At 58.3% G+C, this 23,109-nt stretch carries 23 protein-coding genes; 8 read left to right on the top strand and 15 right to left on the bottom strand.

Annotated features, from left to right (window positions below):
* Positions 1-22: 22 nt before the first annotated feature.
* The 3 genes from AC2FLB_RS12910 to AC2FLB_RS12900 all read right to left on the bottom strand — a co-directional run bounded on the left by AC2FLB_RS12910 (position 23) and on the right by AC2FLB_RS12900 (position 5,543).
* Positions 23-2,911, bottom strand: a complete 2,889-nt coding sequence (locus tag AC2FLB_RS12910) for a DNA translocase FtsK (RefSeq protein WP_496692515.1) — start codon at positions 2,909-2,911, stop codon at positions 23-25.
* A gap of 14 nt (positions 2,912-2,925) precedes the next feature.
* A complete protein-coding gene (locus tag AC2FLB_RS12905) occupies positions 2,926-4,107 on the bottom strand; it encodes an aminotransferase class I/II-fold pyridoxal phosphate-dependent enzyme (RefSeq protein WP_496692516.1) in 1,182 nt (393 codons plus the stop codon).
* 107 nt (positions 4,108-4,214) lie between these two features.
* On the bottom strand, positions 4,215-5,543 hold the full coding sequence (locus tag AC2FLB_RS12900) for an amidase (protein WP_496709418.1): 1,329 nt from the start codon (positions 5,541-5,543) through the stop codon (positions 4,215-4,217).
* An 89-nt stretch (positions 5,544-5,632) separates the two neighbouring features.
* On the opposite strand from AC2FLB_RS12900, the gene AC2FLB_RS12895 reads away from it, so the two are divergent.
* Positions 5,633-6,859: an FAD-dependent monooxygenase gene (locus tag AC2FLB_RS12895; protein WP_496709417.1), complete on the top strand. Its 1,227-nt coding sequence runs from the start codon at positions 5,633-5,635 to the stop codon at positions 6,857-6,859.
* Here the strand turns inward: AC2FLB_RS12895 and AC2FLB_RS12890 are convergent.
* From AC2FLB_RS12890 to AC2FLB_RS12865, 6 genes are all read right to left on the bottom strand, one after another.
* A complete protein-coding gene (locus AC2FLB_RS12890) occupies positions 6,856-7,041 on the bottom strand; it encodes a Trm112 family protein (protein ID WP_142637084.1) in 186 nt (61 codons plus the stop codon). The two genes, AC2FLB_RS12895 and AC2FLB_RS12890, sit on opposite strands and share 4 nt — an antisense overlap.
* Positions 7,038-7,679: an LON peptidase substrate-binding domain-containing protein gene (locus tag AC2FLB_RS12885; RefSeq protein WP_496692517.1), complete on the bottom strand. Its 642-nt coding sequence runs from the start codon at positions 7,677-7,679 to the stop codon at positions 7,038-7,040. The genes AC2FLB_RS12890 and AC2FLB_RS12885 overlap by 4 nt, the downstream gene beginning before the upstream one ends.
* A 27-nt stretch (positions 7,680-7,706) precedes the next feature.
* Positions 7,707-8,621 (bottom strand): thioredoxin, encoded by a 915-nt coding sequence (trxA, locus tag AC2FLB_RS12880; protein WP_496709390.1) that lies wholly within the window; start codon positions 8,619-8,621, stop codon positions 7,707-7,709.
* Between the two features lie 75 nt (positions 8,622-8,696).
* Positions 8,697-9,485: an exodeoxyribonuclease III gene (locus AC2FLB_RS12875; protein ID WP_496692519.1), complete on the bottom strand. Its 789-nt coding sequence runs from the start codon at positions 9,483-9,485 to the stop codon at positions 8,697-8,699.
* A gap of 71 nt (positions 9,486-9,556) precedes the next feature.
* Positions 9,557-9,949 (bottom strand): GFA family protein, encoded by a 393-nt coding sequence (locus AC2FLB_RS12870; protein ID WP_496709389.1) that lies wholly within the window; start codon positions 9,947-9,949, stop codon positions 9,557-9,559.
* A gap of 228 nt (positions 9,950-10,177) precedes the next feature.
* A complete protein-coding gene (locus AC2FLB_RS12865) occupies positions 10,178-10,864 on the bottom strand; it encodes a response regulator transcription factor (protein WP_142637092.1) in 687 nt (228 codons plus the stop codon).
* 163 nt (positions 10,865-11,027) lie between these two features.
* On the opposite strand from AC2FLB_RS12865, the gene ribA reads away from it, so the two are divergent.
* Together ribA and AC2FLB_RS12855 are read left to right on the top strand one after the other, a co-directional pair.
* The gene (ribA, locus tag AC2FLB_RS12860; RefSeq protein ID WP_496709388.1) at positions 11,028-12,122 is read left to right on the top strand and encodes a GTP cyclohydrolase II; all 1,095 of its coding nucleotides are present in this window, start codon (positions 11,028-11,030) and stop codon (positions 12,120-12,122) included.
* Positions 12,119-12,619, top strand: a complete 501-nt coding sequence (locus AC2FLB_RS12855; protein ID WP_496709387.1) for a L,D-transpeptidase family protein — start codon at positions 12,119-12,121, stop codon at positions 12,617-12,619. The genes ribA and AC2FLB_RS12855 overlap by 4 nt, the downstream gene beginning before the upstream one ends.
* Here AC2FLB_RS12855 and AC2FLB_RS12850 read toward each other — a convergent pair.
* Complete coding sequence (locus AC2FLB_RS12850; RefSeq protein ID WP_496709386.1) at positions 12,603-13,262, bottom strand: YggS family pyridoxal phosphate-dependent enzyme; 660 nt, start codon at positions 13,260-13,262, stop codon at positions 12,603-12,605. The two genes, AC2FLB_RS12855 and AC2FLB_RS12850, sit on opposite strands and share 17 nt — an antisense overlap.
* A 102-nt stretch (positions 13,263-13,364) precedes the next feature.
* Positions 13,365-14,402 carry a porin gene (locus tag AC2FLB_RS12845; RefSeq protein ID WP_496692521.1) on the bottom strand — a complete coding sequence of 346 codons (1,038 nt, stop codon included), beginning with the start codon at positions 14,400-14,402 and terminating at the stop codon, positions 13,365-13,367.
* A gap of 283 nt (positions 14,403-14,685) precedes the next feature.
* Between AC2FLB_RS12845 and AC2FLB_RS12840 the strand changes: the two genes are divergently transcribed.
* The 4 genes from AC2FLB_RS12840 (at position 14,686) to holA (ending at position 19,475) form a co-directional block, all read left to right on the top strand.
* The gene (locus AC2FLB_RS12840; RefSeq protein ID WP_142637277.1) at positions 14,686-15,174 is read left to right on the top strand and encodes a DUF3576 domain-containing protein; all 489 of its coding nucleotides are present in this window, start codon (positions 14,686-14,688) and stop codon (positions 15,172-15,174) included.
* A gap of 71 nt (positions 15,175-15,245) precedes the next feature.
* Positions 15,246-17,960, top strand: coding sequence for a leucine--tRNA ligase (gene leuS / locus AC2FLB_RS12835; protein ID WP_496709385.1), 2,715 nt, complete (start codon positions 15,246-15,248; stop codon positions 17,958-17,960).
* Positions 17,947-18,450 (top strand): LPS assembly lipoprotein LptE, encoded by a 504-nt coding sequence (gene lptE, locus AC2FLB_RS12830; protein WP_496709384.1) that lies wholly within the window; start codon positions 17,947-17,949, stop codon positions 18,448-18,450. Before leuS ends, lptE begins: the two co-directional genes overlap by 14 nt.
* Entirely contained in the window at positions 18,447-19,475 is a 1,029-nt protein-coding gene (gene holA / locus AC2FLB_RS12825; protein ID WP_271949662.1) for a DNA polymerase III subunit delta, read from the top strand. Before lptE ends, holA begins: the two co-directional genes overlap by 4 nt.
* Here the strand turns inward: holA and AC2FLB_RS12820 are convergent.
* A complete protein-coding gene (locus AC2FLB_RS12820) occupies positions 19,472-20,644 on the bottom strand; it encodes a TIGR03862 family flavoprotein (RefSeq protein ID WP_496709383.1) in 1,173 nt (390 codons plus the stop codon). The genes holA and AC2FLB_RS12820 overlap by 4 nt on opposite strands.
* Before the next feature lie 47 nt (positions 20,645-20,691).
* On the opposite strand from AC2FLB_RS12820, the gene AC2FLB_RS12815 reads away from it, so the two are divergent.
* The gene (locus AC2FLB_RS12815; RefSeq protein ID WP_496692524.1) at positions 20,692-20,988 is read left to right on the top strand and encodes an HNH endonuclease; all 297 of its coding nucleotides are present in this window, start codon (positions 20,692-20,694) and stop codon (positions 20,986-20,988) included.
* On the opposite strand, the gene AC2FLB_RS12810 is transcribed toward AC2FLB_RS12815, so the two are convergent.
* Genes AC2FLB_RS12810 through AC2FLB_RS12800 form a run of 3 tightly spaced genes read right to left on the bottom strand, consistent with a single transcriptional unit; the run spans position 20,989 to position 23,071 of the window.
* Entirely contained in the window at positions 20,989-21,726 is a 738-nt protein-coding gene (locus tag AC2FLB_RS12810; RefSeq protein ID WP_496709382.1) for a VOC family protein, read from the bottom strand.
* Positions 21,723-22,331: an enoyl-CoA hydratase/isomerase family protein gene (locus AC2FLB_RS12805; protein ID WP_496709381.1), complete on the bottom strand. Its 609-nt coding sequence runs from the start codon at positions 22,329-22,331 to the stop codon at positions 21,723-21,725. The genes AC2FLB_RS12810 and AC2FLB_RS12805 overlap by 4 nt, the downstream gene beginning before the upstream one ends.
* On the bottom strand, positions 22,328-23,071 hold the full coding sequence (locus AC2FLB_RS12800; protein ID WP_496709416.1) for an SDR family oxidoreductase: 744 nt from the start codon (positions 23,069-23,071) through the stop codon (positions 22,328-22,330). Before AC2FLB_RS12800 ends, AC2FLB_RS12805 begins: the two co-directional genes overlap by 4 nt.
* Positions 23,072-23,109: the final 38 nt, after the last annotated feature.

Genomic DNA, 23,109 nt, shown 5'->3' with positions numbered 1-23,109 from the left:
TCTGCCCTTGTTATTAAATATCCTATTGCTCTGGCACCAGGATTTCGCGTTTTCCGACGTGATTTGCCGATGAAACAATGCCTTCGTCCTCCATCTGCTCAACCAGACGCGCAGCTTTGTTATAGCCAATGGCAAGTTTCCGCTGGATATACGAGGTCGAGCATTTGCGATCCTTGATCACAATCGCCACGGCCTGATCGTACAGGGCGTCTTCGCCATTGGTGTTGCCCCCGGTGTTCAAACCCAGAACAGCGTCGATATTATCAGCCTTTTCCTCGGTCGGTCCATCGACCACACCGCTCATATAATCCGGCGGGCCGAATTGCTTCAGATGGTTGACGATTTCCTCGACCTCTTCATCCGAGACAAACGGACCGTGGCAACGTGTGATCTTCGCACCACCCGCCATATACAGCATGTCACCCTGCCCCAGCAGTTGTTCGGCGCCCATTTCACCAAGAATGGTGCGGCTATCGATCTTTGACGTCACCTGGAAGGAAATCCGGGTCGGAAAGTTCGCCTTGATCGTGCCGGTAATCACATCGACCGAGGGGCGCTGCGTGGCCATGATCAGGTGGATACCCGAGGCCCGCGCCATCTGCGCCAGACGTTGGATGCAGGCCTCGATCTCTTTGCCCGCGACCATCATCAGGTCGGCCATCTCGTCGACAATAACAACGATATAGGGCATCGACTCGGGTGCGAATTCCTCGGTCTCGAACATCGGTTCACCCGTTTCGTCGTCAAAACCGGTCTGGACCGTGCGGCTGAACATCTCGCCCTTTGACAGCGCGTCTTTCACCCGGCCGTTATAGCCCGCGATGTTACGCACACCCATCTTGGACATTTTGCGATAGCGATCCTCCATCTCGCCCACGACCCATTTCAAGGCGACAACCGCCTTCTTCGGGTCTGTCACAACCGGAGAAAGCAGATGCGGGATGCCGTCATAGACCGACAATTCCAGCATCTTGGGGTCGATCATGATCAGGCGGCATTCATCCGGCGTCAGCTTATACAGCAGCGACAGGATCATCGTGTTGATCGCCACCGATTTACCGGAACCGGTGGTCCCCGCGATCAGCAGGTGGGGCATCTTGGCCAGATTGGCCACAACGGATTCACCGCCGATATCCTTGCCCAGCGCCAAAGGCAGCGCCTGATTGCCGTCTCCGAAGTCACGGCTCGAAAGGATTTCGCGCAGCACCACCATTTCACGGTTTTCATTGGGCAGTTCGATCCCGATGACCGAGCGGCCCGGCAGGGTCGAAACCCGCGCCGACAGGGCCGACATCGAGCGGGCAATGTCATCCGACAGACCAATAACGCGGCTGGCTTTCAAACCCGGAGCCGGCTCAAGTTCGTACATGGTGACAACCGGACCGGGGCGGACGCTGACGATCTCACCTTTGACGCCATAGTCATCCAGCACATTTTCCAACATCCGCGCATTCTCTTCCAGGGCCTCATCGCTCAGGTGATGGCGCTGAATGCTGGAGGGGTTGGACAGCAGGCCCAGCGGAGGCAGTTCGAAATCGGAGTGCTTTTCCTCGAACGACAACGCGGGCTGCGCCTCGGCCTGGGCCCGGCGCGAGGGCGGCGGGGTGCGGCGCACGGGTTGCGCAACCACAGGCTTACGCGGCTCGGCCACGGGGATTTTCATCGCTGGGCGGGCTTGCGGCATCTCATCGGCGTCATCCTCGAAAACGGCCTCGTCATCGAAATCTGGCTCGGGCGCAAAATCCTGATGCAGCGGTTCCTGCCATTCTGTTTCAGGCTTCGCTGACAGCATCGGCTCGGGCGGCAGCCCGGTTGATGTCACTGGCGGCTCTGGCGGCAGTTCGTCGGCATGACCTGCATTCAGGATCAACGGATCAGGTCCACGGCCCCGCCCTTTGGTCAGCGGCAGGTCGGGATCGGGCTCAGGAGCCATCTCTCCGACTGCAACCTTACGGTTGCGCACGGCGGCAGAAATCTTTGAACGGATACGGTCCTCGCCCGGCATTTCCTCGTAACCCGCGACAGGTTCACGGTCGATCAGCTCGGGTTCGGGCATAGGGTCCGGGCGACGGATCAGATCAGGAATGCGCGACAGAAGGCCGGTCTTTACCGGTTCGGGCGCTTCCAGAAGTGGCTCGTCGAAAACAGGGTCCGCAAAGGCAATCTCGTCGTCGAACACGGCCCCTTCGGCGCGGGCCATCTTGCGTTCGTCCCATTGGGCACGACGTTCGCGCGCAGCCTCCGCTGTTGCGGCAGCCCCACGGCCCAGCAGATTCATCAGTATGTCATAGGACATGACCAGCCCCAGCAGAAAGGCACGAATCCCCTTGCGCACGTCGTCCTTGGTGAAACCAAGAACAAACACACCCAGCGTCAGCATCCCAATAGCCATCGCCAGAGACATCAGCTTGACAATAAAATGCGAGGATATGGGCAACAAGGTCAGGAAGGCACCCATGACCGTATCCCCAAACAATCCACCCAGACCAAAACTATGCGTTACGCGCCAAGCCTCACCCGGCACTAATGTCGCCGCATAGACCGAGACAATGGCGATCCAGATCGGTGCAAATATCAGGCGCGCGACGGCACGATCTTCACCGAAATGCCCGGCAAAACGCACACCCCAGCCGATCAACACCAACGCGATGCTCCAACTGCCCCAACCGACAATCATGAACAATGGCGCCGCGATCGAGGCACCAACACGCCCCATCCAGTTTTGCACTGGTGCATCCGTCGACACCATCCAGTTCGGGTCATCCGGTGTGTAGGACCAGATCATTGCCGCCGAAGCCAACCCAAGTAGGATCAGGGCGATGCCGATCAACTCTTTGCTGCGCCTCTCGATGGCGGCCTGAGTCGTGCTGTCCAGCAATGGATCGCGGTTGCGCGCGTTATATGATGCCATTTTGCCCTCGTACCTCACGAATAAATGCAGTCGCGGAGCGTGATCAGCCCCTGCCGCATCTCTGTTTTTGGGGCCACCATAGCGACCCGGATAAATTGCTCGCCCGGGTTTTGCCCCGGATCACCTTGAGAAAGATATGCCCCCGGCAGCACCCGAACTCCGGTCTGCTGCCACAGTTTCAATGCGGTTTCCTCGCCATTCTCGACCGGCAGCCACAGAAAGAACCCTGCCTCGGGCGGCATATAGCCCTGGATGCCTGCAAACACCTGGTCTGCGATGGCGTATTTTTCCTGATAGAGCGCGCGATTCTCGTCCACATGCGCCTCATCGGCCCAGAGCCTTGCGGCGGCGGCCTGCAACGGCAGCGGCAATGGCGCGCCTGCATAATTGCGTAACTGCTTGACCCGCTTGATCGTTTCCGGCCCGCCTGCAATCAGGCCAGACCGCAGCCCGGCCACGTTCGACCGCTTTGACAGCGAGTTGAACAGGGTGATCCGTTCAGGATCAGCGCCCAGTTCCTTTGCGACCGTCAGAACACCTGTAGGCGCTGTGTCACGGTAGATCTCGGAATAGCATTCATCGGCGAAGATACGGAAATCATATGTCTCAGCCAGCCGGATCAACTCGGCCCAATATTCGCGCGTGGCAACTGCGCCCTGCGGGTTGGCTGGTGAGCAGATATAAGCGGCGACAGTGCGGTTCAGCACATCCGTGGGCAATCCCGCATAGTCCGGCAGATGATCTGTGGCCGCCGTGGCCGGGACAAAAACCGGATCAGCCCCGACCGAGATCGAGGCAACCATATAGACCTGATAGAACGGGTTCGGGCACAGAACGACCGGTTTTTGTCCGTATTTCTGTTCGGGGCACAGCGCCATGGCGGCGTTATACAACCCTTCGCGCGTCCCGTTCAGGGCCATAACCTGCGTGTCCGGATCCATCGTGACGCCATAACGGCGTGCAATCCAGTCAGTGATCGCACCGCGCAGCTCGGCCGAACCCTCATTCGGCGGATATCCCTGAAAACCGGCAGCATTTTCCGCAATCACGTCGCTGACCCAGGCCGGAAAAGCGTGCATCGGCGCACCAATGGTCATGTGAATCACTTCACCGCCCGGTTGGTGATGATCCAACAGGGTGCGCAGGCGCGGGAATGCGTATTCCGGAAGGTTCGAAAACCGCTCGGGGAAATTCATAACTACTGCCTCAATATCGGGATCATTTCGCCCCGTTTTCAAGCAGGTTACAGGCCGGGCGGGGCTTCGTCCAGACAAAGCGGTGCCGAATCAGGGGATTGTGGCATTCAGGCCAATGCGGCCTCGGCCGCGGAACCAAGCCGCAAAAGCGCCTCTTCGGACCCCGGATAACCCATCATCATCAGCCCGCAGCCCGGTTTTCCGGTCGGCAAGGTCAGCGCTGCCAGCCCCATGAGGTTGCCTATCCGGGTGTTCCGCAAAGCCAGCAGGTTTTCGGTGACGTAATAGTCATGATCGCTCATCAGCCGTTCAAGATTGGGCGGCAGGATCGGTGCAGTTGGGGCCAAAACGGCGTCAAACCCGGCAGTGGCCACGTCCCATGCACCGCGACACGCCTTCAGCCTTGACCAGGCTGCAACATAATCGGGGCCCGAAGCAATTCGTCCGGCACGGAACCGTTCGAGTATTTCGGGATACATCACATCTGGGTTGGCCTCGATCACATCGCGCCACAGGCCATAGGCTTCGGTGGTGTAAAGAACCCCCGACAGCCCCATCGCGTCGGTCAGTTCAGGGACCTCAAGAGGCAGGATATCTGCACCGGCCTCACGCAACCGATCCAAGGCATCCTCGTAAGCGACACGCGGCTCTGCGCGCAAATCATCCTTGGCGACAGTCTGTAAATCCGCGAAACGACGCCCCTTTAGATTGGCTCCGCGCAAATCAGCTGGCGTACCGCCCTCCAGCATGGCCAGCATATGGGCCGCATCTTCGACCGAGCGGGCCAGCGGTCCAACGGTATCAAACCGCAGGCACAACGGGACTGTACCCTCCAGGCTGACCCGCCCGGCGGTGGTTTTCAGCCCAACCAAATTGTTCCAGGCTGACGGTATCCGCACTGACCCACCAGTATCCGAGCCGATCGCGCAAGCCGCCAATCCCCAAGCCACGGATGCCGCAGCCCCCGAAGATGATCCTCCGGGAACCGCATCCTCATCATCTATGCAGGGCGGCGTTCCGGTGATTGGATTCAAACCCAGGCCGGAAAAGGCCAGCTCGCTCATATGGGTTTTGCCAAGGCATACAGCGCCCATGGCACTGGCATTTCGCAGCACGATTGCATCAGTTTTGGGAACCCGGTCTTTCAGCAGTGCCGTTCCTGCCTCGGTGGCAGTCCCGGCAGTATCGAACAGGTCTTTCCAACTGATCGGCACCCCATCCAACAATGATCGGCGCAATCCCAGCTTGGCCCGTTCCTGCGCCGCCTCAGCCTCGGCTCGGGCGCGCGCTTCGGTCACGCGGGCATAGATTCGGTCGCGATGCGGGTGGGCTGCTACCGCAGTCAGAAAGGTCTCTGTCAGTTCAACCGGGTCAATCTGGCCCATGCCAATGCCCCGACCCAGATCACAAGCCGTCATCGACAACCAATCCTGCATCACTGCCCCCTTCGATTTCTGCATTCCCAGCGACGGTAGCGACAGGACCGCACATGGACAATCCCGAATGGGCGCGCATAGTGCGCAGCATGGAACAGAGCTCGGATATCCTGATCGTCGGCGGCGGCCTGAATGGCCCCGCTTTGGCTTTGGCACTGGCACAAACAGGGCACAGAGTTACCGTCATTGACGCGCTGGCCGAAAAGGTTCGCAAAAATGCGGCTTTTGACGGCAGAGCCTATGCGTTGGCCCTGGCTTCGCAGCGCCTGCTAGAGGCGATTGGGGTTTGGACACGGGTTGCCAAACACGCCCAGCCAATGCTCGAAATCAAGGTCACCGATGGCCATGCTGGCGCTGGCCCGTCGCCGTTTTTCATGCATTTCGACCATGCCGAGATCGAAGAAGGTCCGATGGGCTTTATGGTCGAAGACCGCCACCTGCGCCGTGCCTTTCTGGACGCGATGGCCGCGGAAAAGGCCATTACCCAGATCAGCGGCAAGACGGTAGTGTCACAGCAGACCTCGGGAACAGGCGTCAGCCTGACATTGGATGATGGCGCGGTCGTCAAGGGTGCGCTGCTGATCGGATGCGATGGGCGTCGCAGCGGCACAGCGGAACGTGCCGGGATCAAACGCACAGGATGGGATTACGGGCAGACCGCGCTGGTCTGCGCCATCGAACATGACTTGCCGCATCACGGCATCGCGCATCAGTTCTTCATGCCACCCGGCCCTTTGGCCATTCTGCCTCTGACCGGCAATCGCAGCTCTATCGTCTGGAGCGAGCGAACAGAAATGGCCAAGCGCATCAACGCCCTGCCCGAGGAGGACTATCTGCAGGTCCTGCGCCCCAGATTCGGCGATTTCCTGGGCGAAATCCGTCTGGCCGGAGATCGGTTTACCTATCCGCTGAACCTGACCATCGCCAACTCTTTCATCGGAGAACGGATGGCACTGGTCGGAGACGCAGCCCATGGAATGCACCCGATTGCAGGCCAAGGCCTGAATGCGGGCCTGCGCGACGTGGGCGCCCTGGCCGAGGTGCTGACCCTGGCCGGACGGCGCGGGGAAGATATTAGTTCGCCACTGGTTTTGGAGCGTTTTCAGGAATGGCGACGGTTTGATACCGCGTCTTTGGCGATGGCGACGGATGTGTTCAACAAGCTGTTTTCCAACGACAATCCTCTACTACGGATCGGACGGGATATCGGGATGGGCGTCGTCGGGTCACTACCCGGCCTGCGTCGCGGTTTCGTGCGCGAGGCCGCTGGCCTGACTGGGGACCTGCCAAAACTACTGCAGGGTCGGGCGATCTAGTCCAGCTCTCGCGCCTCATCCACCAACATGACGGGAATGCCATTGCGGATCGGAAAGGCCAAACCCGCCGCTTTTGACACCAGTTCCTGTTTTTCAGCGTCATAATGCAGCGTTGTATGCGTCTTTGGACAAATTAGCGCCTCAAGCATGTGGCGGTCAAAAGCGTGTTCAACGGTGGTCATTGTAGTGTTTCCTCATTCGCTCCGCCGCGCATGGCGAATTCAATCAGTGTCACCAAAGTCTCGCGCCGGGTGCGCAAACAGGGAGCCTCTAGCAAGGCTTGTTTTTCTTCCGGATCAAAATCCAGCAACATCGACAGCGAATTCACAAGCAGTTCATCATTCGCGTCTTTCAACATATCCCAATCAGCCGACAACTTTCGCGACGAAAAGAACTTTTCCAACAGCTTCATAAGCCCCACGCGATCAAACCCCTCGTCGTGCTCGACCTTGCCAAGATCACGGTCAAACCCGCGCCAGGTCACGTTACAACGGCGGTATGGGGTAAATGCATCCAACTCGGCCTGAATACGGAACCGGGAGATGCCAGTCAGAGTGATCAGATAGCGGCCGTCTTCAGTTTCGGAAAACTGCGTCACCCGCCCCGCGCAGCCAATTTGGTGCAGCTTGTTTTCGTTGCTTTGACAGGGATTCGGTTGAACCAACCCGATCAACCGTTCCTGGGTTTTCAAAGCGTCGTCCAGCATCTGCAGATAGCGCGGCTCAAATATATGCAGCGGCAAGCGCGATCGGGGCAGCAACAGCGCCCCGGGCAAAGGGAAAACGGATACCGTTTCCGGCAGATCAGCGGGATGCATCATGTACCCGAGTGTAGCTCTGATCCAGAATTAGGCAAATATCATCGAGCTGAGCTTGCGCCGCCCGTTCAGAACAATCGGATCATTAGGTTTGAGCGCATCAAATATCGTGAACAGCTGAGACTTGGCCGCGCCGTCGTTCCATTCACGGTCGCGGCGGAACATTTCCAGCAGCTGCGCCACCGACTCTTCAACCTCGCCATTGGCATGCAGGGCCTGCGCCAGATCGAACCGTGCCTGATGATTGTCAGGATCGGCCTCAACCGCTGCGGTCAATTCGGCCACCGGGCCGGCATCTGCCGCTTGCTTGGCCAGTTCCAACTGTGCGTTTGCCGCTTCAAGCTCTGGCGATGTGGAAATCTCCGCCGGGGCACCGTTCAAAATTGCCTCGGCCTGCTCCAAATCGCCAGTGGCGATATGCGCGCGTACCAGCCCGCCATAGGCAGCGGCATGGTTGGGATCTTCGCCCAGAATGGCGGCAAAGGTCTGTGCAGCATCCGCCGCGGCACCTTCAGTCAACATTTCTTCGGCAGCCTCGACAGCATCGCCCAGTTGACCACCCGGGCTTTCGCCGCCTGTCGCCTCGATCACGCGATCGACAAATGCTTTGATCTCGGATCCGGGCACTGCGCCCTGAAATCCGTCGATCGGTTGGCCTTTGTGAAAGGCATACACGGTCGGGATAGACTGAACGCGCATCTGTGAGGCTATCATCTGCGCCTCGTCCACATTGACTTTGACCATCTTGACCGCACCCTTGGCGGCGGTCACAGCCTCTTCCAACAGCGGGCCAAGCGTTTTGCACGGGCCGCACCACGGCGCCCAGAAATCAACGATGACCGGCACGTCCTGCGAGGCTTCGACCACATCCGCCATGAAAGTGGCTTCGGTCCCGTCCTTGATCAGATCGGTGGCGGGGGTGTCTGCGCCGTTCAGAAGGTCCATGGCTGTCACTCTTTCGATTAAACTTGCGCTCTATATGCAGTCGCTTGACCCGGAAACCAAGGGCAGAGTTTCACGTCAGACGTCAAAGGTCGCAAAGACCGGGGCGTGATCACTGGGCTTTTCCCACCCGCGCGCGTTGCGCAGAACGCGGCTGGAATGGCCTGCATTCGAGATATCCGGCGTCGCCCAGACGTGATCCAGCCGCCGCCCCTTGTCGGCCACGTCCCAATCCCGCGCGCGGTAGGACCACCAGCTATAAAGCTGCCCTTCGGGGATGTCCTGCCGGGTGACATCGACCCAACCGCCTGAGTCCTGTGTTTCGGCCAAAGCCTCGACCTCGACCGGTGTATGCGAAACGACCTTGAGCAACTGTTTGTGCGACCAGACATCATCCTCACGCGGAGCGATGTTCAGATCACCAACCAGAATGGATTTTTCCGGCTTTTCCGCGTGGAACCAGTCACGCATATCGGTCAGGTAATCCAGCTTCTGGCCAAATTTCTCATTCACCTCACGATCCGGCACATCCCCGCCCGCAGGCACATAGAAATTGTGGATCGTCACACCGTTTTCCAGCCGCCCCGCGATATGGCGCGCATGGCCGAGATCTGCGAAATCCATGTCGCCCGCCTCGACCATCGGCAGGCGAGACAGGATCGCAACGCCGTTGTAGCCCTTTTGCCCGCGCGCAACCATGTGAGTGTAACCCAGTTCGGCGAACCCTTCGGTGGGGATCTTGTCCACCGGAGACTTGCATTCCTGCAGGCACAGAACATCCGGCGCCTCTTCGCGCAACAATTTCAGCACGATAGGCTCGCGCAGGCGGACCGAGTTGATGTTCCATGTGGCAAGAGTAAAAGGCATAGGGGACTCCTCTGTCGCGGTTGGCGCACCCTAACGCGGCGCATTCTCAGGTGCCATCGTAAAAGAAAATATCAGGACGGATGCCCGGACGATTGGGGTGCATCATCGCAAATCTTGTACCAATGCGGTTTTTCGGAAACATTCTCGTGAAACTGGACTGTCAGCTCAAACGGGGTATCCAGCGCATTGGCCGCGATTGGAAAACTGTCGGCATCAGCCAGAATTTCACCAAGCGACGTCCCACAGGTATCGCAGAAACACCTGCCATATTTATAGGGCGGTTCAGGCTGGTAAGTGACAACTCGGTCCTTACCGTCCAGCCAAACAACATCATCTTTCTTGACGAAGACAACAGTGCTTGCACCTGCCTTCCGACAACGCGAACAATGGCATGTTCCCATAACCGAAGGTTCACTGGTAAGTTGGAATTTTACGGCGCCACACAGGCAACTTCCATGAATCACTTTCGCCTCCAATTTTGCACTCCAGAAATAGAACATTACATGAACATATACTTTGTCGCAATCCGCTAGGAGCCGCAAAACATTTTGCAGCACAAACAAAAAAGGCCGGGCCATCAGGCCCGGCAGTCCAACAGGGAGGTACATGTCATTACCCGGACATGTACGGGTTGGGAGTAACTTAAAGATGTCTACAGGGTATCACTTTGATCCAAGTCAATCCACATCAAGTTACGATACCAAGCGATATCCACCCGATTCTGTGACCAAAAGGCGCGCGTTGGATGGATCGGGCTCGATCTTCTGACGCAGGCGATAGATATGAGTTTCCAGCGTATGTGTGGTGACACCGGCATTATAGCCCCAGACCTCATGCAGCAGAATGTCACGGGCGACGACACCGTCGGCGGACCGGTACAGGAACTTGAGGATATTGGTTTCCTTCTCGGTCAGTCGAATCTTGCGGTCTTCGTCGGTGATCAGCATCTTCATCGCCGGCTTGAACGTATAAGGCCCGAGTACAAATACCGCGTCTTCTGATTGTTCATGCTGGCGCAGCTGCGCACGGATACGTGCCAGAAGGACCGGAAACTTGAACGGCTTGGGAACATAGTCATTGGCACCGGCATCCAAACCCAGGATGGTGTCCGCGTCACTGTCATGACCGGTCAGCATCAGGATCGGGCTTTTCACACCTTGCTTGCGCATCAGGCGGCACAGCTCGCGCCCATCCGTGTCGGGCAAGCCAACATCCAGAATGACCAGATCGTAAATCGCCTCGCGAGCCCGCTCCATGGCTGATGCCCCGTCCGACGCTTCGAATACATCAAAATCCTCGGTCATCACGAGCTGTTCGCTCAACGCTTCGCGCAGATCCTCATCATCATCCACTAGCAGGATTTTCTTTAACTGTGCCATATCCGGTCCTCCTAAGCCCTTTTCCACCACTTGCGCGCGAAAGATGCAATCAACAAGGTTTGCTGCAACCGTTTCACGCCCTCGTGTCTCAGGATGAGGAATTGTTTCACATTTCCTTTTGATCAGGCTACATGAAGGGCTGATCGTTACAGGGTAACAATAGATGAGTCTTATCCCGGATATCTCGGAACTGCTTGCTCGGGCACGGGCTGACCTGCGCATGGGCTTGCCGGTCGCCCTGACGGATGACACCGGCTTTAGCGTACTGGCCATTGCGTCGGAAACGCTGAGCGCACAGCGGCTTGCCGACTTGCAAGGTCTGGGTGGCGATCCTGTTGTCGCAGTGACTGTCCGACGGGCCGAGACATTAAAGGCACGGGCCTATGACGGTGACCTGGCGCGCGTGATCGTTCCGGCAGATGCCGATGTTGCCTGGGTGCAGGCGGTGGCCGATCCCTCGGACGATCTGAACGCGCCTATGAAAGGCCCACTGATGACAGAGCGTCAGGGCAACGCCAATCTGCATCGCATTGCCATTGCTTTGACCAAGTCAGCCCACCTTCTGCCAGCGGCAATCGTTGTTCCTGTCCAAGAAGGCCGAAACTTCGCTACTGCACATGGCCTGACATGTATAGACCATACCCGCGCCGCGCCACATCTGTCGGATCGAAGCATTTTGAATGAGGTCGTGGCCGCCCGACTGCCGATGGAGGTATCCGAAGCCGGGCGCCTGCACGTTTTTCGCCCTGAAGATGGCGGCGAGGAACATTACGCAATAGAGATCGGCCGCCCCGACCGCAGCAAACCGGTATTGGCTCGGCTGCATTCGGCCTGCTTCACCGGTGATCTGATGGGCAGCCTGAAATGTGATTGCGGCCCACAACTGCGTGGGGCCCTGGCCCAGATGGGGTCTGAAGGGGCAGGAGTACTTCTGTATCTGAATCAGGAAGGCCGCGGGATTGGCTTGGCCAACAAGATGCGCGCCTATTTCCTGCAGGATCAAGGGTTCGATACAGTCGAGGCCAATCACCGTCTCGGGTTCGAGGATGACGAGCGCGATTTCCGTCTGGGCTCGGATATCCTGAAATTGCTCGGCTTCAGTTCCGTAAGGCTGTTGACCAACAACCCCGCCAAGATCGCGATGATGGAGAAGACCGGCATCGCCGTCACCGAGCGCGTCCCGCTGAAAGTCGGCGAAACTGCCCATAACCGCGACTATCTGGCCACCAAAGCAGCCAAGTCGGGACATTTGCTGTGACACCCGCAGATCTGGTTCTAACCCGCCGCGGCGTTCGTTTTCGCGGCGGGTATTTTCCCTGTTCGATCGGGAAAGGTGGGTTAAGCAACAGCAAGCGTGAGGGGGACGGCGCCACGCCGACCGGCTGCCTCTACATCGTTGGTATGCTGTACCGGCCCGACCGGCTCGCAAGACCGTCGCCTTGGGCCATCCCAATCGGTCCTCAGGACCTCTGGTCAGATGATGTGCAAGACACGCAGTACAATCATATGGTCAGCACACCTTATCCTTTCAGCCACGAAAAACTGCGCCGCGCGGACCCGCTTTACGATCTGGTTCTGATCACTGACTGGAACTGGCCCAATGCGGTGGCCGGGCGCGGTTCAGCAATTTTCCTGCATCAATGGCGACGGCCCGGTTTTCCTACAGAAGGCTGCGTTGCCTTTCGGCGCGACCATCTGCGGTGGATCGCACGTCGAATCGAGCCAGGCACGCGGCTGATTATCCCTCAGGCTTAACTCGTTCGCCGAAAATGGCCGAGCCGATGCGCACATGGGTCGCGCCAAGTGCAATGGCCTGCTCGAAATCGCTGCTCATCCCCATGGATAGCCCTTTCAGACCATTGCGTTCAGCTATCTTGGCAAGCAAGGCGAAATGCAGAGATGGCTCTTCCTCGACAGGCGGAATGCACATCAGGCCCTGAATCGGAAGGTCGAGCCCGCGGCAATCGGCAATAAATGCGTCTGCCTCAGTGGGCAGAATTCCTGCCTTTTGATCCTCTTCACCGGTATTGACCTGAATGAACAGGTCCGGGCAAGTGCCGACCTCTTGCGCGAGCCGGGCCAGAGTATTGGCCAGTTTGGGGCGGTCAACAGAATGGATCGTGCTGAACAGATCCAACGCCTGACGGGCTTTGTTCGTTTGCAACGGCCCAATCAGATGTAAATCGACATCCGGGTACTGCAATTTGAATTCCGGCCATTTTCCGACGGCTTCTTGAACCCTGTTTTCACCGAAACAGCGATGCCCTAAAGCAAGCACTTCCGCTACACGCTCATTCGGCTGAACCTTTGACACGGCGATCAGCTTCACGGCCCCGACGTCCCGCCCCGAGGCAGTTTCGGCTTTGGTTATCCGGGCAGATATTTCTTGCAGCGACATTTGGGTCCTCGATCAGTTATGGGCGAAGAAAAACACTATGTCGGACAAAAAGAAAAGGGCAGGTCCGAAGACCTGCCCTTAAACCTTGCGGCTCAGATCAACTTAGAAGTTGAACTGTGCACCAAAGTCGGCACGTGTGGTCGAGTCGTCGCAGACGTCACAGTCGCTGACACCTACACCACCGCGCAGCGATACACCGCCACCCAGGTCGTAGATGGCGCCGATGCCGTACTGCTGCGTGTCCGCATCAGCGTTACCGTCACCGTAGGCGAAGGTCAGAGTGGTCGCGGCGCCAACATTGTAGGCACCCGATACACCCCAAGCAGTGCCGTCGGTGGCGTCAACTTCGGTTTTATCGTCAGCAACAAACAGCGTACCCGAGAAGTCGCCGAATTCTGCACCCAGGGTGAAGACCAGCAGGCTTGGATCGTCGCCACCAGTGCCCGCGTCAGTTTGACCATAGGCCAGCGCTGCAGTGATGTTGTTGAAGGTGTAAGTCGCGCTTACGTCCCAACGATCCGCGTCGGTTGTGCTGCCACCACCGTTAAAGATAGTTGCTTGGTCGTACGACGCACCAAAGGCGAAATCACCAACTGCGTACTGGAAGAACACAGCGTTCGAACCCGAACCGGTCGACGAGTAACCCAGGAAGCTATAGTCAACGGCAGAATACTGACCGATGAAGTTTTCCAGGCCAGGCTCGTTACCGTAGTAGTTTGCCAAGTTGTCGAAAGAACCAGCAACGTTGCCGGCGTCAACACGCAGACCACCGTAGATGACCGAGAAGCGCGCGCCGTTCAGGCCAGCCGAGTTGGCTTCGCCGGTGGACGAGTCTTCGTCAGCCTGCAGACGTACACGAGCCGAGAACTCAACGCCGCCATCGGTTTCGGCTGTGCCGTCGATGTTCAAGCGGAAGCGCGAGACCAGGATTGCGTCGTCAGTGTCGTTCGCGAACACGTTAACGTTCTGAACAGTTGCACTACTTGCAGTAGTGGTGGTGGTAGTGGTGGTGGTGGTGGCCGCTGTGCGGTCCTCCTGATAACCAATACCAAAACGGCCGTAGCCGCTGAACTTAACTTCGGCCGCTGCAACACTTGCGGTTGCAATCAGTGCGGTCGATGCGAAGAGAACTTTTTTCATCTTGTTTCCCTCGGTTTCAAAAGTTTTTTAACTCGACACGTGCTTAGGCACATGTCTCAGCACGGGAACCGTTTCGCCCTTTTTGCCCCTGTCACGCAAGCTTGGCATAAAAACTGACGCGCATTGGCCTAGAATTGGTGCAAGGATGCCACAGTCTGATTTGCCCACTGAATCAACCCCGAAGCCTGCTCTGGATGTGACAAGATTAAGCTTGTTGACGAACCAGACCTTGTCTAGGAGTAACGTGAATAACCTAAAACCAACGAAACGGAACCTGTCCAACATGCGCCTGCAGACAATTTTCGGTTTGATCATAGTGACAGCCGCGGTGTCGGCTTGCGGACAGAATCGCAACGCAGAACCCAGTGCAACGCCACTCAATGTGGATGGCGGTCGCTCGGACGAGCGTGAGCTGAACGATCCGAATCGCTCAACGATCTGGGATGTATTCAACACCGCAGACGCCGAGCAGGTTACCAATGTGAACCGCTATCTGTGGGCTGCCTCGCTGGATGTCCTTAACTTTCTGCCTGTGCAGGAAGTCGATCCCTTTACCGGTGTAATCGTAACAGGTTACGGCACGCCTCCGGGTGGCGGACGGCAATACAGGGCCACGGTTCACATCAGCGATCCCGCCCTGGCGGCACGATCCTTGTCGGTTGCGCTGCAGACCAGCGGGGGTGCCCCGGTCAGCGCGGCAACCACACGCGCAATCGAAGATGCAATCCTGTCCCGCGCCCGTCAGCTGCGCATTGCGGACAACAAGCTCTAGCAACCCGCTTCAAATCACAATATTACCACGCCGGGTTCATGCCCGGCGTTTTCATTACGAAGGACCGCACGATGTCGCGCTATTCGGCCACCGAAATCGAAGCAAAATGGCAAGAGGCCTGGGACAAGGCCGGAATCTTCACCGCCAACCACAAGGCGGACAAGCCGAAATACTATGTGCTTGAAATGTTCCCCTACCCGTCTGGCCGCATCCATATGGGACATGTGCGCAACTATACGATGGGCGACGTAATCGCGCGCCACAAGCTTGCGACCGGCCATAACGTGCTGCACCCGATGGGATGGGACGCGTTCGGGATGCCTGCAGAAAACGCTGCGATGGCTATTGGCGGTCACCCGAAAGACTGGACCTATGGCAACATCGCCGACATGCGCAGCCAGATGAAGCCTCTGGGCCTGTCCATCGACTGGTCGCGCGAATTTGCCACCTGCGACCCGGAATATTACGGCCAGCAGCAGGCGCTGTTTCTGGATATGCTCAAGGCCGGTCTGGTTTACCGCAAGAACGCCGTGGTGAACTGGGATCCGGTCGATATGACCGTACTGGCCAATGAACAAGTCGAAGGCGGGCGCGGCTGGCGCTCGGGCGCATTGGTTGAACGGCGCGAGCTGACGCAATGGTTCTTCAAGATCAGCGATTACTCTGAGGAATTGCTGGATGCGCTGGACACGCTGGAGAACTGGCCTGCAAAAGTGCGCCTGATGCAGGAAAACTGGATCGGCAAGTCGCGCGGGCTGCAGTTTGGCTTTGAACGCATCGATGGTGGTGAGCCAATCGCCGTCTATACAACGCGCCCCGATACACTGATGGGTGCGTCTTTCGTCGGCATCTCGCCGGACCATCCGATTGCCAAGCAACTTGAGGCCGAAAACCCCGAAGTGGCTGAGTTCGTTGCCGAATGCCGCAAGGGCGGCACCACGGAAGAGGCCATAGAGACCGCCGAAAAGCTGGGCTATGACACTGGTATCAAGGTCAAACACCCGCTGGATCCGAATTGGGAGCTGCCGGTCTGGATCGCCAATTTCATCCTGATGGATTACGGCACCGGCGCCATCTTTGCCTGCCCGGCCCACGACCAGCGCGACCTGGATTTCTGCCGTAAGTACGGTTTGCCCGTCGTCGACACGTTCTTTGCGCTTGATAATGACACGCCGGTCGACAAAACCGCATTCGTTCCGCCGAAAACCGAAAAAGTCCGCTGGGTAAACCATTTTGCCGGGCTGACCGACGCCACGGGTGATGACGCAATCAACACCACCGTCGATTTCGCCGAAAAAGCGGGCTGGGGCGAAGGCGTTACCAAATACCGTCTGCGCGATTGGGGTCTGTCGCGTCAGCGCTATTGGGGGTGCCCGATTCCCGTGGTGCATTGCGAATCCTGCGGCGTGGTGCCCGAAAAGAAAGAAAACTTGCCGATCCGCCTGCCCGACGATGTCACTTTTGACAAACCGGGCAATCCTCTGGACCGCCACCCGACCTGGCGCGACTGCGCCTGCCCGTCTTGCGGTGCGCCATCCAAGCGAGAAACCGACACGATGGATACGTTCGTCGATTCGTCGTGGTATTTCGCCCGCTTTACGGCTCCGCACGCGGAAACGCCGACCGATCTGGCCGAGGCTGAATACTGGATGAATGTCGATCAGTATATCGGCGGCATCGAACACGCTATCCTGCACTTGCTCTATTCCCGCTTCTTTGCGCGGGCAATGCAGATCACTGGCCATTTGCCGAAAAAGGCCATCGAGCCCTTTGATGCCTTGTTCACCCAAGGCATGGTCACGCATGAGATGTACTGTGGCGCGGTAATGACCGAACTGCCTGGAACGAAACAATCACACGGGCGCACTGTTGAATCCCTTGGTGGCACTCGCATGGAATTCTTCTACCCAGAGGATGTCATTAGGTTTGAATTTGAAGGTAAACCTGAAGCTATTCTTCGAGGGTTTGTTGAAGAAAATGGAGTTGATCTCAATGACTCCAATGCAGTTATCGAATTGTGGAAAAAAGCTCGTTTCCACGAACTTTCGAGCATTGGAGAATTAGAGCCCACATTACAAGTTATCCCCTCGGCCAAGATGTCGAAATCCAAGAAAAACGTGGTCGACCCGGTCAGCATTATCTCGGCCTTCGGCGCGGATACCGCGCGCTGGTTCGTGTTATCCGATTCACCGCCCGAGCGGGATGTGGAGTGGACAGCATCAGGCGCAGAGGCTGCATTCAAGCACCTGAACCGTGTCTGGAACCTCTGCGACAAGATCGGCGCGATGGACCCCGAGGCAAAAGGCGACGGGGATCAAGACCTGCTGCGCGAGATGCACAAAGCCATCCATGACGTGACGCTTGGTGTTGAAAGCTTCGGCTTTAATGCCGCCATTGCAAAGCTCTATGCGTTTACCAATACGTTGGCAAAATCCAAAGCGGGTGCAGCGGCCCAAAAGCAGGCGATAAAGACGCTGGCACAGTTGATGTCGCCGATGACACCACATCTGGCCGAAGATATCTGGGCGCATCAGGGCGGCGAAGGTTTGATCGCAACAGCCCCCTGGCCTGTCGCGGACGAAGCTATGCTGGTCGATGACACTGTAACCCTGCCGATCCAGATCAACGGCAAACGCCGCGCGGAAATCAGCGTTCCAAAAGATATGGACAAGGCAGAGGTTGAAAAAATCGCGCTCAGCACCGAAGCTGTGCAAAAGGCACTGGACGGTGCCGCGCCGAAGAAAGTGATCGTTGTTCCAGGTCGGATCGTGAATGTCGTTGTTTAATCGCAGAAGCCTTTTGTTGGTGCCGCTGGCTGCTTGCTTGCTGGCGGCCGCATGCGGGTTCCAACCCGTTTACGCGCCGGGCGGAACAGGTGAAGCATTGCATGGTAAAGTTGCTGTAACTGAGCCAAATTCCGTGGAAAGCTATTTGCTTGTCCAGAATTTGGAACAGCGGCTGGGCCGGGATGCGAGCGCACAAAAGCTGTATGATCTGGATGTTAAGGTTGCTACGGCCACGCAATCTGCAGCGATCACGACTACCAACGAGACGAACCGGTATACAATCGAAGGGCGCGCGGAATTTTCCCTCAGGTCCGCTGAAACCGGGCGGATTCTGGTATCAGGAAATGTCCATGATTTCGTGGGCTATTCCGCTGCAGGCTCAACCGTCTCGACGCTTGCAGACGAACGTGACGCGACCGAGCGGCTGATGATCATCCTGTCTGATCAAATCGTGAACCGCCTTTATGCAGCACCGGGCCTGACCCAATGAAGCTCAGCCCGCGCGAGGCTGAGGGGTATTTCGCCAAACCGGACGCGGGCAAGGCAGGGTTGTTGATTTACGGATCCGATGCGATGCGTGTGGCCTTGAAACGGCAACAGGTCTTGTCAGCCCTGCTGGGAGAAGGCGCCGAAGAGGAAATGCGCCTGACCCGAATGCCAGGTGGTGATCTGCGCGGGGAACCGGCACTGTTGCTGGACGCGGTCAAGGCTGTCGGGTTCTTCCCCGGCCCACGTGCAGTTTTCGTCGAAGATGCAACTGATGTCGCCGCCCCAGCCATCATTACCGCATTCGAGGATTGGGCAACGGGCGACGCTCAGATCATCGTGACTGCCGGGCAGCTCAAACCCAGCTCAAAGATCCGTAAGGCATTCGAGTCGCATCCCGCAGCCTATGCCGTTGGGATCTATGACGATCCGCCCTCTAGGGCCGAGGTTGAACGGGTTCTGGCACAGGCCGGAGTCAATAACATTCCACCGGATGCAATGTCGGCCATCACCGAACTTGCCACGGCCATCAGCCCCGGGGACTTTACGCAAACCATTGAAAAATTGTCTCTTTACAAGCGCGGAGACGATACTGAATTGGCTCTCGAAGATATCGAGGCCTGTGCACCCAGCTCGACCGAGGCCGCTCTGGACGATGTCCTGAACGTGGTCGCCGAAGGCAGAGCCGGAGAGATTAGCCCGCTGATACGACGGCTGCAATCGCAAGGTACAAATGCGGTCAGCCTGTGTATCGGAGCAACCCGACACTTTCGAACGCTTTACGCCTGTGCCGCCGATCCCGGTGGTGCGGCACAGGGCGTCGGCAAGTTGCGCCCACCCGTCTATGGAAAGCGGCGTGATCGTATTCTGCGGCAAGCACAGGGATGGGGGGCACCCAAACTGCAGACCGCTTTGACCGTTCTGACTGATACGGATCTGTCATTGCGGTCAGCTGGGCAAACGGCCCCAGCCATGGCTTTGGTCGAACGTGCCATGATCCGTCTGGCGATGCTGGCAAAGTCGCGTTAAGCGGTCCGCGCCAGCCAGTTTGCAGCTGATCGCCCGGCCCATCGCCCTGTCGCCAGACAGGTAGTTAGCAGATACCCACCAGTCGGAGCTTCCCAATCCAGCATCTCGCCGGCACAAAACATTCCGGGCCTGGATTTCAGCATCAACCCTTCGTCCAAAGCGCCTTGCCGAACACCTCCAACGGTTGAGATTGCCTCATCCATTGGCCGCAACCCCGCGTGGCTGAGGGGCAGAGATTTCAACGTTTCGACACTCAGACCGCTTCCCCTGTTCATCTCGTGATACAGAGCGATCTTTTGCGGAGACAGATGCAGAGATTTCTTCATCCATTGCGACTGCGTCGTCTTGGATTTCTTGGTTGCAATTTTCTGCTGCAAGGTAGTTACATCCAGATCGGGAACCAGATCAACACTCAACGGCGCTCCTTCTCGCAAAGCGGGCGTCAGGGAATAGAGCCCTCCGCCTTCAAGGCCTTTGGATGAAATCGTCGCCTCGCCGCGACTGATCACACCCCCGGCAGTCCACCCAACGGATTTGATCGCAGCCCCGTAATGCGGCTGCATATGTGCGCTCCAATCCACTGACAGGGCCGAGTTCGCCGGGGCAAATGGCGACAGGTCGACACCCGCCCCTTGCAGCAGCGGGGCCCAGGCGCCATCCGATCCCAACCGCGCCCAGCTTGCGCCGCCCATCGCCAGAATGGTCGCGTCTGCCTTGATCTGCTGGAGGCCTTCCGGAGTGTCGAATTCCAGGGCATCGCCGTTCCAGCCAGTCCACCGCCACCGGGTCTTGATTTGCACCCCCGCCGCATCAAGCCGCCCCAGCCACGCCCGCAACAGTGGTGAGGCCTTCATCGCCTTTGGAAACACCCGCCCGGTTGAGCCTGTAAACACCTCTTGCCCCAGATCGCGCGCCCAGTCCTGAACGGCGGTGGCATCAAACTCCGCCAGCATGGGGCGCAGCCACTCAGCACCGGGGCCATAAGACAACAAAAGTGTTTCGAGCGATTCATCCTTGGTCAGGTTCAGGCCGGACTTGCCCGCCATCAAAAGCTTTCGGGCGACCGAGGGTTTGGCCTCGGCCACCAGCACATCATGACCTGCGGCGGCCAGTTCACCCGCCGCCATCAGGCCCGCTGGCCCGCCTCCGATCACGACGGCTTGTGCCATTGCTGTCCTCTTGCCTTTTGCGCCCTGCGGCGCGACGTTACGCTGATATGACCGACCGCGACCCGATCTGCCCCCTCTGCGACCGGCCGATCCCCGATGGGAACGGCAGCCAGCACCATCTGATCCCAAAACTGAAAGGGGGCAAGGGCGGTCCCACGGTTTTTCTGCATGTGATCTGCCACAAAGAGATCCACGCCACCCTGACCGAAGCGGAACTGGCGCGGGATTTCAACACGGTTGAAGCTTTGCGCACCCACCCTCGTCTTGAGAGATTCCTAAACTGGGTCCGCAAACGCCCCGCCGGGTTTCGATCGAAAGTGCCAGGAAAACGGCGTGGCCGGTGATCAACCCGGCAGGACCGGGTCGCCAAAGGCATCATGGCCGGGCTGGGCCAGGCCCTGCATCTCGAGCCCGCGGAAATCGGGAGTCCGAACAAACGCGGCCCCGGCGGTGTGCTGAAACTCAAGCGTGGTATAGGGGCGTTTCCAAAGCCATTCGCGGTTCTCAACGGACCATAGGTCCGCATTTGGGGGAACCTCGTCGGTGAAGGCATAAAAGTGCAGGTCAAACCCATATTGCGCCACATCCTGCACAGACAACAGCCGCATCCCCTGTGCACGGCAAAACGCATCCTCGGCCGCGATATCCCCGGTGCGCAAGGTGATCTGTCCAATCCGCGCATCGGCGAAAGGGGCCTTGGGATCGGCGGCATTGTCCGGGCGATTGCCCCGGAAATCATGTTGCAAAAGCTCGATCCCGAAACCCTCGGGGTCGGTCAGGTGGCACATATAGCCGATATCCAGAAACTGGTCCGGCTCTGAAACCTCGATGCCTTTTTCGCGCAGATAGGCGGCCGCCAGATCAACATCCGGCAGGGTGATGCCGATCTTCCAATATCTCTGGCCCCGATCATGTGTGTACCCGCCCCCGCCGGGCATCAGCAGCAGATCGGTATCCTGTCCGGCATAGCCCAGCCGCTGGCTTGCGCCCTGTCTGCGCGCGGTCATGCCCAGCGCACCCTCGTAAAATCCGGCAAGGCGGTCCGTGTCAGCCACACGCAGGCGCAGGGCGGACAACCTCATGAACATAACCGCGCAATACCGGCCGCAATTTCGGGATCAGCAGCGACACTGTCGGCCACCAGATCACGGGCAGTCTGCATCAGAGCATCGGGCGCGACCACGCGGTCGACCAGACCAAAGGTATAGGCCTCATCGGCGGTGATCTTTTGCCCGGCCATCAGGATCATCTTTGCCCGTGCAGGTCCGATCAGTGCGGCCATACGCACCGGATCAGAGGGCTGCGGCAGAAATCCCAGCTTCATCACCGGGTAAAAGAATTTGGCCGTCGGAACCGCGATGCGGATATCGCAGGCCAGCACCATGCCATTGGCCCCACCCGCCAGCGTTCCGTTCAGCGCGGCAACCGTCAGGCAGGGCAGCGCCGCGATGGCCCCCGACAACCTCTCCCACAGGTCCGAGCTCGCCAGACCGGCGCGCGCCTCTTCCAGATCGGCCCCGGCGCTGAACACCTTGCCAGCCCCGGTCAGGATCAACGCACGGGCGTCGGTCGCGGCCTCGGCAATCTCGCACAGCTCGGTCAGCATCGCAGCGGTCAGCGCATTTGCCTTGTCGGGGTTGTTGAGCGTGACTGTCCACAGCCCGTCCGCCTTGTTCAGTTCAATCACGTCAATCCAACCCTTTGCCGAATATCCTCGCGCCGCAGCGAAATTTCGGTTCCCAGAAACTCATCCGCGTCTGACGAACACATCCACAACAGCGCCCGCGCCGGCCAATCGGCGGGGATATGATCGGTCCAATCCAACTGGCTGACGGCGTTGATCCCGCTGGCCTTGATGACCCGCTGCATATCGGTTGCAACCGTGCCGGGCGACAGGCCCATGGCGCGGATCTCATTTGAGGATTCCTCAAGATGCAGACATTCCGTCAGCATCTTGGCACCGGCCTTCGATGCGCAATAATGGCTCCAGGCCTCGACTGGGTTCGACGCCGCACCGGAAGAGACCGTCAGGACAGTCCCCCCACCCGCAGCGCGCATAACCGGCAGCGCGGCACGCATTCCGTGAAATACACCCTTGAGGTTGATGTCGATCGCCTTGCCCCATGAGGCAACATCAGCGCTGGATAAATGGAAGATCGGGTCTATGACACCCGCATTGCCGATCAGAACATCCAGTCCGCCAAACTTGTTTACACACTCTGCCACGGCCAGCTCGACCTGGGCGAAGTCACTGACGTCGCAGGCCAGTGCAATGGCGTTTTCACCAAGCGACGACGCCAATATCTGAATTTGATCCCGATTACGCGCCACTAGCACGACATTAGCCCCTGCTGCGGCAAATACGCGCCCTGCCTCGGCCCCGATGCCGCGACTGGCCCCAGTGATCAGTACGGTTTTCCCCTGCATAAGGTTCCAGTACCTCCATTGTCCTGAGAATTTATGAA

The sequence above is a fragment of the Ruegeria sp. CDSA236 genome (genome assembly GCF_059611285.1).
Note: the sequence above shows the minus strand (reverse complement) of the source record. Positions and strands in the feature narration are given on the sequence as shown.